The 13,559-nt window shown below is 69.9% G+C and carries 12 protein-coding genes and 1 pseudogene; 7 read left to right on the forward strand and 6 right to left on the reverse strand.

Features of this window, described 5'->3' with window-relative positions; all coding sequences use genetic code 11:
- Positions 1 to 86: 86 nt before the first annotated feature.
- Both ABZ319_RS12790 and ABZ319_RS12795 read left to right on the forward strand, forming a co-directional pair.
- On the forward strand, positions 87 to 1,085 hold the full coding sequence (locus ABZ319_RS12790) for an RNA polymerase subunit sigma-70 (protein WP_354986533.1): 999 nt from the start codon (positions 87 to 89) through the stop codon (positions 1,083 to 1,085).
- 115 nt (positions 1,086 to 1,200) lie between these two features.
- A complete protein-coding gene (locus tag ABZ319_RS12795) occupies positions 1,201 to 2,559 on the forward strand; it encodes a 2OG-Fe(II) oxygenase (protein WP_354986534.1) in 1,359 nt (452 codons plus the stop codon).
- A 54-nt stretch (positions 2,560 to 2,613) separates the two neighbouring features.
- Here the strand turns inward: ABZ319_RS12795 and ABZ319_RS12800 are convergent, their stop codons facing one another.
- The 4 genes from ABZ319_RS12800 to ABZ319_RS12815 all read right to left on the reverse strand — a co-directional run bounded on the left by ABZ319_RS12800 (position 2,614) and on the right by ABZ319_RS12815 (position 5,703).
- The gene (locus ABZ319_RS12800) at positions 2,614 to 3,141 is read right to left on the reverse strand and encodes a hypothetical protein (RefSeq protein WP_354986535.1); all 528 of its coding nucleotides are present in this window, start codon (positions 3,139 to 3,141) and stop codon (positions 2,614 to 2,616) included.
- A gap of 521 nt (positions 3,142 to 3,662) precedes the next feature.
- On the reverse strand, positions 3,663 to 3,842 hold the full coding sequence (locus tag ABZ319_RS12805) for a hypothetical protein (RefSeq protein ID WP_354986536.1): 180 nt from the start codon (positions 3,840 to 3,842) through the stop codon (positions 3,663 to 3,665).
- Positions 3,843 to 4,270: 428 nt separating this feature from the next.
- Positions 4,271 to 5,083 (reverse strand): DNA-formamidopyrimidine glycosylase family protein, encoded by an 813-nt coding sequence (locus ABZ319_RS12810; protein ID WP_354986537.1) that lies wholly within the window; start codon positions 5,081 to 5,083, stop codon positions 4,271 to 4,273.
- A 146-nt stretch (positions 5,084 to 5,229) separates the two neighbouring features.
- Positions 5,230 to 5,703, reverse strand: a complete 474-nt coding sequence (locus tag ABZ319_RS12815) for a ribose-5-phosphate isomerase (protein WP_354986538.1) — start codon at positions 5,701 to 5,703, stop codon at positions 5,230 to 5,232.
- A 163-nt stretch (positions 5,704 to 5,866) separates the two neighbouring features.
- Between ABZ319_RS12815 and ABZ319_RS12820 the strand changes: the two genes are divergently transcribed.
- On the forward strand, positions 5,867 to 6,949 hold the full coding sequence (locus ABZ319_RS12820; protein ID WP_354986539.1) for a M48 family metallopeptidase: 1,083 nt from the start codon (positions 5,867 to 5,869) through the stop codon (positions 6,947 to 6,949).
- A gap of 643 nt (positions 6,950 to 7,592) precedes the next feature.
- Positions 7,593 to 8,408: pseudogene (locus tag ABZ319_RS12825) on the forward strand (M48 family metallopeptidase); the annotation flags it as partial.
- A gap of 240 nt (positions 8,409 to 8,648) precedes the next feature.
- Here the strand turns inward: ABZ319_RS12825 and ABZ319_RS12830 are convergent.
- Positions 8,649 to 9,281, reverse strand: coding sequence for a DsbA family protein (locus ABZ319_RS12830; RefSeq protein ID WP_354986540.1), 633 nt, complete (start codon positions 9,279 to 9,281; stop codon positions 8,649 to 8,651).
- Positions 9,282 to 9,449: 168 nt separating this feature from the next.
- On the opposite strand from ABZ319_RS12830, the gene ABZ319_RS12835 reads away from it, so the two are divergent.
- The 3 genes from ABZ319_RS12835 (at position 9,450) to ABZ319_RS12845 (ending at position 12,494) form a co-directional block, all read left to right on the forward strand.
- Positions 9,450 to 10,670: an FAD-dependent oxidoreductase gene (locus ABZ319_RS12835; protein ID WP_354986541.1), complete on the forward strand. Its 1,221-nt coding sequence runs from the start codon at positions 9,450 to 9,452 to the stop codon at positions 10,668 to 10,670.
- A gap of 118 nt (positions 10,671 to 10,788) precedes the next feature.
- A complete protein-coding gene (locus ABZ319_RS12840; RefSeq protein ID WP_354986542.1) occupies positions 10,789 to 11,190 on the forward strand; it encodes a YciI family protein in 402 nt (133 codons plus the stop codon).
- A complete protein-coding gene (locus tag ABZ319_RS12845) occupies positions 11,187 to 12,494 on the forward strand; it encodes a sigma-70 family RNA polymerase sigma factor (RefSeq protein ID WP_354986543.1) in 1,308 nt (435 codons plus the stop codon). Before ABZ319_RS12840 ends, ABZ319_RS12845 begins: the two co-directional genes overlap by 4 nt.
- Here ABZ319_RS12845 and ABZ319_RS12850 read toward each other — a convergent pair.
- On the reverse strand, positions 12,477 to 13,490 hold the full coding sequence (locus tag ABZ319_RS12850) for an AraC family transcriptional regulator (RefSeq protein ID WP_354986544.1): 1,014 nt from the start codon (positions 13,488 to 13,490) through the stop codon (positions 12,477 to 12,479). The genes ABZ319_RS12845 and ABZ319_RS12850 overlap by 18 nt on opposite strands.
- Between the last annotated feature and the right edge of the window lie 69 nt (positions 13,491 to 13,559).

Consider the following 13,559-nt stretch of genomic DNA (forward strand, 5'->3'; position numbering starts at 1 on the left):
CGGACCGCCCGGACGAAGGAGTGCACATGACGAGCGGATCGGCTACGACGGGACTCGTACCCACCCCCGGGTCCTACACTCGGTCCATGCCGGTGCCCCAGCGGATGGCCGACCCGGACCGGTTCGCCGCGGACACCGCGCCGTTCCGCCGGGAACTGCTGGCGCACTGCTACCGCATGGTCGGCTCCGCGCAGGATGCCGAAGATCTGGTGCAGGAGACGTATCTGCGGGCTTGGCGCGGCTACCCGAATTTCGAGGGCCGCGCCTCGGTTCGGTCCTGGCTCTACCGAATCGCAACCAACGTCTGCCTGACGGCTTTGCGCCCCGCGCGCGTCAGGGTCCTGCCCTCGGGCCTCTCCGGACCAGTCGATGGACTCGCGGGGGCAACGAATCACACTGCTCCACACGATGTTTCCTGGCTCGAGCCGTTTCCGGACAGCTGGGCGGCCCCCGGGCCCGACGACCCCGCCGACACCGTGATCACCCGGGAATCGTTGCGGCTGGCCCTGATCGCGAGCCTGCAGCATTTGCCCGCTCGCCAGCGCGCGATTCTCCTGCTGCGTGAGGTGCTCGACTTCTCGGCCGCGGAGACGGCGGCCATCCTCGGCACCACGACCGCGGCGGTGAAGAGCGGCCTGCAACGCGCCCGCGCCCGGCTGCGCGAGCTCGAACCCGCACCCACCCGGCTGCTGGATCCGGACCATCCCCGGGCGCGGGCGCTGTTGGGGGCCTACATCGCGGCCTTCGAACACTCCGATGTCGAACTGCTGGAACAGGTTTTGCGCACCGACGCCACCCTGGAGGCGACACCCTTCCCGGACTGGCGCGCCGGCCGGGAGAACTGCCTGCACCTGCTGCGCACGCAGGTTCTGCACATCCCGGGAGCCTGGCGGCTGACGCCCACCGCGGCGAACGGCCAGCCCGCCGCGGTGCTGTACCACCGGGACGCGAACGCTTTTCACGCCGCCGGCATCGTCCTCCTGACCGCCACCCCCACCGGGATCAGCCGCGTGTGCGCGTTCCACGATCCGGACCTGGTCGCGGCGTTCGACTTCCCTGCTTCCCCGCCCGCGCCCACCGCTTGATCCCGGCGCGGCCACCTGTCCCCGCCCCGGGACCGCTGATTCGGGATTGTCGGCGGGCTCGGTAATACTGCTGGCCGAGGCGGCATTACGAGAATGCCGGGGCTGGGAGAACAGAATGACGGTGCAGACGCTCGCGACGATCGGGACATTGCTGGACGCGACGCGGACGACGGGATCGTACGCCACCCGCCGCACCGCGCCGGCCGCCGATCTCGAACTCGAGGTCGCGGGGGTGGGCGTGCTGAGCTGGCCCGTATCGCCGGAACAGGCGCGGCAGTTGTGCTCGGTCGCGCGGCCGGCGCACTACGGATTGCGCGAGCAGACGCTGCTCGACACGAGCGTGCGCGATACCTGGCAGGTGCCGCGCGAACTCGTGCGCATCGACGAAAAGCGCTGGGGCACAGCGCTCGCGCCGATCCTGGACACCGTGCGGGCCGACCTCGGGTTGCCGGCGGACCGCACGCTGTCGGCCGAGCTGCATTCGATGCTGGTGTACGAGAAGGGGCAGTTCTTCCACCGGCACCAGGATTCGGAGAAGGCCGAGGGCATGATCGGCACGCTGGTGGTGACCATGCCCTCGGAGTTCAGCGGCGGCGAGCTGGTGGTGGAGCATCGGGGAGAGCGGGTGAGCGATGCCGGCGCGCCGGGCGAGCTCGCCCTGGTCGCCTTCTACGCGGACTGCGATCACGAGGTGCTGCCGGTCACCGAAGGCTATCGAATCACGCTGACCTACAACCTGATCGCCGCCGCCGGCGGTAGCGACACGGGCGGCGGCGACGTCGGCGCGCTCGCCGAACTCGTGCGCGAGTACTTCACCACACCCGTTCCGATGCCGAAGTGGCGTCGCGGCGACGGCCCCGAGCACCAGCCGCCCACCCGCCTGGTCTACCTGCTCGAACACCAGTATTCACAGCGCGGCATCGGCTGGGATCAGCTCAAGGGGGTCGACGCGGCGCGGGCGGCCGCCCTCGTCGCGGCCGCCGAAAATAGCGGCTACCAGCCCACTTTGGCACTCGCCGAAGTGCGGGAGGCGAACGCGTGCGACTACCTCGAGGACGAGGAATGGATGTGCGGACGCCGGCGTCGATGGGAACTGGTCGAGAACACCTGGACCCTCGTCGAGGAGAACTGGGAGTCCATCGACGGCGAAGAGGACTACTACGGCGCCGATTTCGATCACGGGAATGACCGGCCCGCCGACCATCCGGAGTACCTGGCCGAGGTCGTGCTCGGCGATTCCTACGGTCCGACCATCACGCTGAAGTGGTGGATGGATCGCGCCGGCGCGATCACGACGTCGGAGGGACAGTACGTCCACGACGACGAACTCTGCCCCGGGACAACGGGTTCCCCGCTGGAACCCTTCGGATACCGGCTCACCGGCTACATGGGCAACGAGGGCAACACCGTGGATCGCTGGTACCGACGGGCCGCCATCGTCGTGCATTCCGCCGCGCCGCCAGCGAGCCTATAACGCACGGTGTGCAAAGGTCGGCGGGAACCGCTACCGGTTCCCGCCGACACCCGCCTACTTCGCGGAACCGCTTGTCAGAGCACCGAACAGGCCCGAGAGCACACTCATTCCGAGACCGCTCGGCAGACCGTTGCGGGAACCGGAGTTGAAGCCGGCGGCCGAACCTGTCAGGTAGCCCTTGCCCGGCCCCTCGGTCGAGCCGGTCAGGGCATCCGGTCCGTTGTTGCCCAGCTCGGTGAGCGCGCAATTGGCAGCTCCGCCACCGGAACCCGCGGCCAGGCCGTTGAGGATCCCGTTGGTCGCACCGGCGGCGGAGCCGGCCTGGGGTCCGGCCGAGGATCCGCCGAGGAATCCGATCGCGGAGCCCGTAATCGACCCGGTAGCACCGGATTTGGCCGATCCGGTGAGGAAGGCCTCCGGACAGGCCGCGCCCGGGGCCGCAGCCGGGGCTTCCGCGTTCTCGACGGGGTCGACCGTGCTCACGCTCGCGTCTTCCACGGTGAGTGGCACGGCCGCGGCGGATCCGCCCCCGAGAACGATTGCGATGCCGATGAATCCGGTGGTCAGAATGGTGTTTCGCATGAATTGCTGCTCTCGTGTGGTCCCGTCCGGCGGAGATCGGACGCGGGCCTGCGGCAACCCGGGCCACTCCGCCGCTGCACCCGCCGCTCGAATCACACTGCGGAACAGGCGCTTCGGACAACGGGGTCTGCCGCCCGGAGGTTCACCCGCGCTGCCGCGGGACAACCATCTGGACGCGCGACCAATTTAGCCCGCCGGGCGTGACTTCGCCGGTCGAACGGGCATATTCACGCAGCGGGATTTTTACTCGGACCGAGTCAGCGCGTCAGCCCGGGCGGCAGCCGGTCCGGCAGAACAGGTTCGGCCTTCCATGGCCGAGCGCCACCACCGCACGCCGGGAGCGTCGAAGATCGGGATCGCCGCCCGCGGCCAGGACCCATCGACGGACTGACTCATGCGCCCGTCGCGATACTGGTCGGCGTCCAGTTCGGAGGATGCGGCGATGAGGTTCGGTGCTGTACGCGGCGCGATCGAACGGCCTGACCGCAAGGGTCGGGCCGGATGAGAATCAGTTCAGTTGTTCAGAGGCACCAGAACAGATCAGCGGATCCCGGCAGCGGGATCGTGAAACAAATGCCGACCGACCCGTCCACCGGTGCGGCCTCCGGCGTACTCGCGGACGCCACCGCCGCTCCCGCGACACCGAGTGAGAACGCGACCACGGTCGCGGCCACCGCGCCGGCAATCCTTCGTGCGATCATTTCCATCAACTCCTTGGCACAGATTTCCAGGAGAAAACTCCTATCTCTAACGATAGCTAGAAATTCTCTGGTTCGTAACCGCCGACCGCGATCCCGAACAGCGGCGGGCACTCGCCAGGGCTGTCGCGGGACCATTGGCCTGCATAACTCGTGCGATTCCGGAGCGCGGAATGCCGATGCCCGCGCGCTGCTGTCGAAGAATTGCCCGACTCGGACTGATCAAAAGCACAGGTCCGGGTCCAGGCGCTCCGATCTCAGCCCGCTTCCGGATCGAGGTAGCCGGTACGGCGTTCGGCGCGCACCGGCCACGGCGGGGCACCCGTAGATCTCAGGCCGAGTCCCGTGCGATAGCTATCGCTCGGCTACGTGAATCGATGCCAACTCGGCCGAGCCGGCTCAATGATCCGGGCGGTCGGCCCGCAGTGCGGTCACCGAGGCTGGCAGGTGGGACACCAGAAGAGGTTGCGGCCCTCCATGACCGAGTGCAGGACCGTGCTGCCGCACAGGCGGCAGGGCTCGCCGGCGCGGCGGTACACGTACGTGCGCGGCCGGTCGGGAGCGTAGGAGGGTGCGCCGTTGTCGTGTTCGGGGCGCACCACGTGCATGAACCCGCGGCGGACGCCGACTTTCATCAGCTCGACCAGGTCCTGCCACAGCGCGTCCCATTCGGTGCGGGACAGCGACTTGCCGGGGCGATGCGGTGAGATGTTGTGCCGGAAAAGGACTTCCGCGCGGTACACGTTGCCGACCCCGGCCAGGACCTTCTGGTCCATCAGCAGCGAGCCGATCGGGCGGGCGGAGCGGCTGATGCGGGACCACGCGCGGTCCGGGTCGGCGTCGCCGCGCAGCGGATCGGGGCCGAGGCGCGCGGTGAGTGTGTCGACCTCGGGGTCCAGCAGGATCTCGCAGGTGTTGGGGCCGCGCAGGTCTATTCCGTACGGCTCGGTCCCGCGCCCGTCGCCGAACATGCGCATGCGGACCTCGCCGACGGGAGCGCCCATCGGGACCGCGGATTCGTAGAATTTGCCGTACAGCCCCAGGTGCACGTGCACGACCAGGCCCGAATCGTAGTGGTGCAGCAGGTGTTTGCCCCAGGCGTCGGCGCGCTCGAGGACGTGGCCGTCGAGCCGCGCGGCCTCGGCCGCGAACCGCCCCTGCGGGCTGGACACGCGCACGACCCCTCCGGCCAGACGCTTGTCGTGCAGCTCGGCCAGGCGATGCAGGGTGTGGCCCTCGGGCACGATGCGACCCTCTCTGACGGATGTCCGCGTCACCGGGGAGCGTCGCGAGCGGACGAGCCGCTCAGCCCGAACGCGGGCCCCGGAACGACGGTGCCGCCGCGAACGAGGAGTTCGCGACGGCGCGGGCGACTACCGGGCGGAGCGGATCAGTACGCCGGAACCTCGGGCGCGACACCGGTCTTCTCGTAGTCGGCCAGGATGTCGATGCGGCGCTGGTGCCGGGCCTCGTCCGACCACTCGGCGCTCAGGAAGGCGTCGACGATGGCCAGCGCCTCCTCGGTGCTGTGCATGCGGCCGCCGACACCGATCAGCTGGGCGTTGTTGTGCTGGCGCGCGAGCTGAGCGGTCTCCACGCTCCAGGCCAGGGCACAGCGCGCGCCGGGCACCTTGTTCGCGGCGATCTGCTCGCCGTTGCCCGAACCACCGAAGACCAGGCCCAGGCTGCCCGGATCGGCGACGGTGCGGCGGGCGGCCTCGATGCAGAAGGCCGGGTAGTCGTCGACGGCGTCGTATTCCAGAGCGCCGCAGTCGGTGACCTCGTGGCCCTGTCCTTCGAGGTGAGCCTTGACGATGTTCTTCAGTTCGAAGCCGGCGTGATCGGCACCCAGGTATACGCGCATGGCCGCAATTCTGTCAGGCCGCGCACACCCGGTTCACCGGGGTGTCGAACCCATTAACGCCGACTGATCGAAACCCCGAATAACAGGGTGCGCACGTACCCCGCGGCACCCCTCGCCGAGGGCGCGCGCCCCCGTTACCAGGCCCTCGAATCGAAGGTGCGCCATGCGCTATGACGAACACGAAACCGACTCCCCCGCATCGGCGGCCGTCGCCGGACCGGCGCCCGGCACGAGTCGCACCGCCGAGCGCGCGGCGTGGAACCCGGTGACCGGGCTCAGCGGCTGGGATCCGCGCACCGGTCCGCCCGGCTGGGGTCCGGCGGAGCGGGACGAGACCCGGCCGCAACGCATTCCGCCCGCGCTGCCGCGGGATCCGCAGGTGCGGGATCTGTCGCCGTTCGGCAGGCCCGCCCGGCACAGCTGGGAGATCCCGCTGCTGGTGATCGTGGTGCTGCTGACCGTGGTGGCCTATCCGTTCTCGCTGTACGCGGTGGTCAAGGGCACCGACAACGTGTATCTGGGATTGCTGGCGTTCGCGCCGATCCTGATCTGGTTCGTGCGCGGCTCGCAGTGGGCGCAGGCGCGGGTGTACGGGGTGAAGATGTCGCCCACGCAGTTCCCGGAGGCCCATCGCATGGTCGCCGAGGCCGCCGCGCGCTTCGGCATGAAGAAGCCGCCGGACGCCTACGTGATCATGGGCAACGGGCAGCTCAACGCCTTCGCGGCCGGGCACGGCTTCCGCAAGTACGTGGCCGTGTACAGCGACCTGTTCGAAATCGGCGGGCGCGCACGGCAACCCGAGGCGCTGGCCTTCGTCATCGGCCACGAGGTCGGCCATATCGCCGCCGGGCACACCTCCTACTGGCGGCAGCTGGGCACCATTCTCATGCAATTCATTCCCTTCCTCGGACCCGCGTTGAGTCGCTCACAGGAATACACCGCCGACAATCACGGATACAGCTACAGCTACACCGGCGCAGCACCCACCATGACGACCTTCGCCGGCGGCAAATACCTCAATGTTCTGGTCGGTTTCGATGAAATGGCCGATCGCGCATTCACCGAAACCGGATTCTTCGTCTGGCTCACCAATGCCCAGGCCAGCCACCCGGTCCACACCTGGCGCATGTGGGCGCTGCGCGATCGCAGCCGTCACGGAAAACTCTTCCTGCGCCCCAGCCCGCCGCGTTCGGTCCCGGTTCCGCCCGCCGCGCAATGGCCGAAGCAACCCGAGCTCGCCCGATAACGCGCGGACGGTCCGGCCGACGCCCGGGCCGCCATTCCGGCCCGGTGTGCCGGCCGCTCGAATCCGCCCGGCGGGCGCGTCAATCCGCCGGGCGGTAGCGCCATTGGCACAACTGAATAGAGTTCATCTCATGACGTCCGACGATCAGTCGCAGCCGCCGAACGCAGCACCGGGGCCGACACCTGCCGAGGGCTCCGTGGGGGGACCCGAGAACGACACCGCGAAACCGGAACCGCCCGTCACCATGGACAAGGCGGACGAGCCGGTCAAGGCTCCGCAGCCCGCCCGGCCTCCGGGGCAGCGGTATCCGGAGCTGCCGCCGCCGGTCGCGCACCGCGAATCCCCGCCCGCCACCGGCGGTCCCGCGCACCCGCCGACCGGAGGTCACCCGATTCCGCCGCCGGTCGCCGGGCATCCCGCGCACCCGCCGACCGGCAGCCACCCGGTGTACCCGCCGACGGGTTCGTATCCCGCACAACCGGTCACCGGTACCTATCCCGCCCAGTCGCCCGGCGGCCCCCACCTAAACCAGCCGCCCGCGGCCGGGCATCCCGGCTGGAATCCCGCCACCGGCCTGACCGGGTGGGATCCGCGCGTGGGCCCGCCCGGCTGGGCCCCGCAGGCCGGGTACACCCCGCCGCGCGTGCCGCCGAACGACGGACGCTGGGGGCTTTCGCCTTTCGGCAATCCCGCGCGGCACAGCTGGGAGATCCCGCTGCTGGTCCTGGTCGTGCTGACCACCGCGTTGGCGTATCTGTTCGCACTGCTGATGTTCGTCTTCGGCGAGTGGAACCAGTACGTGCTGATCCTGGTGTTCGCGCCCGCGATCCTGTGGATCGGCCGCGGTATGAACTACGCGACCATGCGGGTCAACGGCGTGAAGATGTCGCCGACCCAGTTCCCCGAGGGCTATCGCCTGGTGCAGGAGGCCGCCGAGCGACTGGGCATGGCCAAGGCGCCGGACGCCTTCGTGGTGCTCGGCAACGGGCAGATCAACGCATTCGCCTCCGGGCACGGGTTCCGCCGCTACGTGGCGGTCTACAGCGATCTGTTCGAAGTCGGCGGCGCCGCACGGCAACCCGAGGCGCTGGCGTTCATCATCGGCCACGAGGTCGGGCACATCGCCGCGGGGCACGTCTCGTACTGGCGGCAGTTCGGCATGTTCCTGGTGCCGTTCCTGCCGTTCCTGGGCAACGCGCTGATCCGCTCCCAGGAGTACACGGCCGACAATCACGGGTACTGCTTCCGGCACGAGGGCGCCTCGGGCGCGATGCGCACGCTCGCGGCGGGCAAGTACCTCAACAGCATCACCGGCTTCGACGAGATGGCCGACCGGGCCGCGCAGGAGCGGGGCTTCTGGGTCTGGATCGTGAACGCGCTGTCCAGCCACCCGGTGCTGACCTGGCGCATGTGGGCGCTGCGGGATCGCAGCAGGCACGGCAAGCTGTTCCTGCGTCCCGATCCCCCGGCCCTGCCGGTCGCGCCCGGCGGCCCGCCGCCCGGACCGTACGGCGGCGGCTTCCCGGACACGCCGCGGCCGCTGGGCGGCGGTTTCACCGAACCCCCGCGCCCCGCGGGCGGCGGCTTCACCGAGCCCCCGCTCCCCTACGGCTCCTACCCGCCGTATCCGGGGACCGGATACGGCGAGCAGCCACCGAATTACCCACCGGGCCGCGGTAACTGAGCGGCCGCAGCGGGATCAGTCGAAGACGGGGTCTTCGTTCCGGGTGCGCTTGAGCTCGAAGAAGTGCGGGTAGGACGCCAGCGCGACCACACCGTCCCACACCGTGCCGGCGACCTCGCCGCGCGGGATGCGCGAGAGCACCGGGCCGAAGAACGCGACACCGTTCACGTGGATGGTGGGCGTGCCGACGTCCGGCCCGACCTTGTCCATGCCCGCGTGGTGGGAGACCCGCAGCGCCTCGTCGTAGTCGCCGGACTCGGCGGCCGCGGCGAGCTCGGCGGGCAGGCCCACCTCGGCCAGCGCCTCGTCGATGATGATCGACAGGAAGTTCTCGCGCGTCTCGTACTCGGCGCGACGGTCGTGGATGCGGGTGCCGAGCGCGGTGTAGAAACCGGACAGCACCTTGTCGCCCTCGGCCTGCGCGGCGGCGATGGCCACCCGCACCGGGCCCCAGGCGGTCTTCATCAGTTCGGCGTAGTTCTCCGGCAGATCCCGGCCCTCGTTCAATACGGCCAGGCTCATGACGTGGAAGTTCACGTCGATGTCGCGGACCTGCTCGACCTCGAGGATCCAGCGGGAGGTGATCCAGCACCACGGGCACAGCGGGTCGAACCAGAAATCGACCCGGTCCTTCTTGGTGTCACTCACGGGGGTGTCTCCCTTTCGCATGCGGTCACAGCCGGCACGGCTGTCCGTGATGGGTAACAACACACAATCTTGCCGATATTTCCTCCGGCCGATACGCACCGCGCGATAGGGTCGGATGTCAACCTCGTCGTCGCGACCGCGGATGTGCGGCGCAGGGAGGTCACCCCCATGACCACGGCTCCCGGGTTCATCATCGCAGGCGGCGGACTCGCCGCCGCCAAGCTCGCACAGGCCTTGCGCGCCAACGATTTCGACGGCACCGTCACCCTGGTCTGCGGGGAGGAACGGCTGCCCTACGAGCGGCCCCCGTTGTCCAAGGACTGCCTGCTGGGCAAGAAAACGACCGCGGAGGCGGTGGTCGAGCCCGCGAAGTGGTATCGCGATCACCATGTCGAGGTGCTGCTCGGCACCACCGTCACCGGCATCGACCGGGCCACCAAGACCGTCGAACTGCCCGACGGCACGACGCTGCCCTACGACAAGCTGGCGCTGGCCACCGGGTCCCGCCCGCGCCGGCTGCCCGTTCCGGGCGCGGACGCCGACGGCGTGTACACGCTGCGCACCGCGCCCGACTCCGAGGCGCTGCTCGAAATGTTCGGCGCCGCCCGGCGATTGGTGGTGATCGGCGCGGGCTGGATCGGGCTCGAGGTCACCGCCGCGGCGCGCACGGCCGGGCTCGAGGTCACCGTCCTGGAGTCGCTGTCCACCCCGTTGCGCACCGTGCTCGGCACGGAGATGGGTGAGGTATTCGCCGCCCTGCATCGTGAGCACGGGGTGGATCTGCGCACCGACGTGCGGGTCGCGGAGATCACCACGGCGGCGGGGCGGGCGACCGGGGTGCGCCTGAGCGACGACACGATCGTCGAGGCCGACGCGGTGCTGATCGCGGTGGGCGCGCGCCCCAATATCGAGCTCGCGGTGGACGCCGGGCTGGCCACCGCGGACGGCGTGCTGGTGGACGAGAGCCTGGCCACCAGCGATCCCGACATCGTGGCGGTGGGAGACATCGCCGATCAGCAGCATCCGGTGCTCGGGCGGCGAATTCGCGTGGAGCACTGGGCCAACGCGCTCAATCAGCCCGCGGTGGCGGCCGCGACCATGCTCGGCAGGCCCGCGGTCTACGACCGGCTGCCGTACTTCTTCACCGATCAGTACGACCTCGGCATGGAGTACACCGGGTACGTCGCGCGCAAGCAGGAGACCCGCGTCGTGGTGCGCGGTGACGTCGGCGCGCGCGAGTTCGTGGCGCTCTGGCTCGATTCCGGCAATCGGGTGCTCGCGGGCATGAACGTGAACGTGTGGGACGTGACCGACCGGATCAAGGAATTGATCCTGAGCGGTGCGCCCGCCGACCCGGACCGTCTCGCAGATACCGCCGTACCGCTCTGACCCGCCCCGCGGTGGCTACGCTCACAGGCACGCTCGCGAAGTACGTCGAAATCGCGGGCCCGGCTTCGACCTACCTGTGCGAGCGCCACCGCGGCGCCCGGCGAACACGGAGGACACCATGAAGTACATGCTGCTCAAGACCTACGGCCCCGCCGCGCACTGCCCCATCCCGATCGAGCAGTGGAGCATGGACGAGATCGCCGCCCACATCGATTTCCAGCGACTGCTGAGCGCGGAACTGGCCAAATCCGGTGAGCTGGTCGATGCCCGGGGCCTGGCCGGGCCGGACGAGGCGCGCATCGTCAGCTCGGACGGGCGGTCCGCGCCCATGGTCACCGACGGGCCGTTCGCCGAGACCAAGGAATTCCTGGCCGGGTACTGGATCGTCGATGTCGAGAGCCCCGAGCGCGCGGTGGAGATCGCGGCCCAGGCCTCGGCCGCCCCGGGTCCCGGCGGCAAGCCGATCGGCGAGTACATCGAGGTGCGGGCGATCATGAGCGCACCCGTCACCGACGCGTGACCCCGGCGCTCGATCGCGAGACCGAGGATCTGCTGCGCACACTCGCACCACAGGTCCTCGGGGTGCTGGTGCGGCGGTACGGGGACTTCGACGCGGCCGAGGACGCGGTGCAGGAGGCCATGCTCGCGGCGGCCACCCAGTGGCCGGGCGAGGGCAGGCCGGACAACCCGCGCGGCTGGCTCATCCAGGTCGGGCAGCGGCGGCTGGTGGACGCCATCCGTGCGGAGGTATCGCGGCGCACTCGCGAAGCCGCCAGTGCGCTGGGCGAAGTGCAGCCCGCCGACCCCACGCCGGAGACGGATCAGGACGACACCCTCACCCTGTTCTTCCTCTGCTGCCACCCCGCGCTCTCCCCCGCCAGCGCCATCGCCCTCACCCTGCGAGCGGTCGGCGGGCTCACGACGGAGGAGATCGCCCGCGCGTTCCTGCTGCCCGAAGCCACCATGGCACAGCGCATTTCGCGTGCGAAGAAGCGATTGGCGGACGTCGACCGGCCCTTCGCCATGCCGCGGGACGAAGAGCGGGACGGCCGGCTTCCGGCGGCCGAATCACCCCGGGAGCGGCCGGACGGGTATCCGGCGCAATGGCGGGAGCGGCTGGGCGCGGTGTTGCGGGTGTTGTACCTGATCTTCACCGAGGGGCACTCCGCGGCCGGTTCGGAGCTGCGGCGCAATGACCTCGCGGTCGAGGCGATTCGGCTGGCGCGGGCGCTGCACCGGTTGCTGCCCGAGGATCACGAGGTCACCGGACTGCTGGCGCTGCTGCTGCTCACCGACGCACGGCGGGCGGCACGTTCGGGACCGCACGGCGAGCTCATTCCGCTCACCGAGCAGGACCGGAGTCTCTGGGATCGGACGATGATCATCGAGGGCGTGCGGCTGGCCTCGGCCTCGGTCGCGGGCGGGCTGCTCGGGCCGTATCGCATCCAGGCCGCCATCGCGGTGCTGCATGCACAGGCGCTGCGCCCGCAGGACACCGACTGGGATCGAATCCTGCTGCTGTACAACGCGCTCGAACGCGTCGCGCCCGGTCCCATGGTGACCCTCAACCGCGCGGTGGCCAATGCGATGGTGCACGGACCCGAGGCCGGCCTGGAACTGGCTGCCACCCTGGAGAAACCGCTCGCCGGCTCGCACCGACTCGACGCGGTCCGCGGCCACCTGTACGAGATGACGGGCGACCACAGCGCCGCCATCACCGCCTATCTCTCCGCCGCCCGGCGCACGACCAGCCTCCCGGAACGGGACTATCTCACCCTGCGCGCGGCCCACCTCCGCGAACTGAAATCATCTCCCGCGCAGTGAATTACGGCCGCTGCCGAGAAGACCGGCATCATGCGTACCCGCGCCGGGTGGGAACCAGTCGGCGGCGGCCGCCCGAAAAGCCGTGGGGCTCAGACCTTTGTGGCGCTTGAAGGCGGCGCTGAAGCCGAAGGCGTCCGCGTAGCCGACGCGTTTGGCCACCTGGGCGACGGTCAGGTCCGATTCGGCCAGCAACTCCTCCGCCTCGTCCATCCGGAACTCGGTGAGGTAGGTCAGCGGCGGGCGGCCCATGACGCCGCTGAAGCGTTTGGCGAAAAGCGCTCGGGAGACCCCGGATTCGGCCGCCAGGCTCGCCACCGTCCACGCGTCTCCGGGGCGGGTGTGCACGGCCTCGAGCGCAGGGGCCACGACCGGGTCCGACAGGCCGCGGAACCAGCCGGGCGCGGCCTCGCCCGCGTGGTCGAACCAGAGCCGCAGGGCGCACACCAGCGCCCAGTCCAGCAGCCGGTCCATGAGGGCCTGCGACCCCGCGCTCTTGTCGGCGGCCTCGACGGCCGCCACCTCCAGCCAGGGGCAGACCGCGGTTTCCTCACCGACCACCAGCACCGGCGGCAGCGCGCGCAGCAGTCGTTCGTGCCTGCGGCTCGATGTGCGGTACGCGCCGACGATCAGCGCGGTGGCCTCCGCCGGGCCTGTGCCCCAGCGGATTCCGCTCAGTTCCTCGGCCCCGCAGCCGGACGGATCGGCGTTCGGGCCGAAGCAGGCGATCTCGTACTCGGTGTGCGGCGTGCCATCGCATTCGGGTTGATCGGCGAGGTAGAACAGCTCCGCACCGCGCACGACGGCGGTGTCACCGGCCGCGACGGGAGTGCGCGAGCCGTCTTCGAGAATGATCGTCCCGCCGCCGCGAAACACGCTGATCATGGTCAGTGGCGCGCGATCCGGGAACCTAATGGTCCAGGGCGCGCGCAGCACCGCGTGGGTGACGACCGAACCCTCGGCTCGAATACCGCTCAGCAATGAACTCAGGGGATCCACGATCTCAGCGTAGACGAATTCCTATCGATGCGAGCTTCTCACCCATGGATCGTCCACGGCGGACGGGAT

The organism is Nocardia sp. NPDC005978, assembly GCF_040614455.1.
Lineage (GTDB): Bacteria > Actinomycetota > Actinomycetes > Mycobacteriales > Mycobacteriaceae > Nocardia.

Excerpts from the sequence above, each read along its gene's own strand:
- ABZ319_RS12795 (WP_354986534.1), top strand. The coding sequence starts at position 1,201 with ATGACGGTGCAGACGCTCGCGACGATCGGGACATTGCTGGACGCGACG.
- ABZ319_RS12820 (WP_354986539.1), top strand. The coding sequence starts at position 5,867 with ATGCGCTATGACGAACACGAAACCGACTCCCCCGCATCGGCGGCCGTC.
- ABZ319_RS12790 (WP_354986533.1), top strand. The coding sequence starts at position 87 with ATGCCGGTGCCCCAGCGGATGGCCGACCCGGACCGGTTCGCCGCGGAC.
- ABZ319_RS12815 (WP_354986538.1), bottom strand. The coding sequence starts at position 5,703 with ATGCGCGTATACCTGGGTGCCGATCACGCCGGCTTCGAACTGAAGAAC.
- ABZ319_RS12800 (WP_354986535.1), bottom strand. The coding sequence starts at position 3,141 with ATGCGAAACACCATTCTGACCACCGGATTCATCGGCATCGCAATCGTT.
- ABZ319_RS12840 (WP_354986542.1), top strand. The coding sequence starts at position 10,789 with ATGAAGTACATGCTGCTCAAGACCTACGGCCCCGCCGCGCACTGCCCC.
- ABZ319_RS12805 (WP_354986536.1), bottom strand. The coding sequence starts at position 3,842 with ATGATCGCACGAAGGATTGCCGGCGCGGTGGCCGCGACCGTGGTCGCG.
- ABZ319_RS12835 (WP_354986541.1), top strand. The coding sequence starts at position 9,450 with ATGACCACGGCTCCCGGGTTCATCATCGCAGGCGGCGGACTCGCCGCC.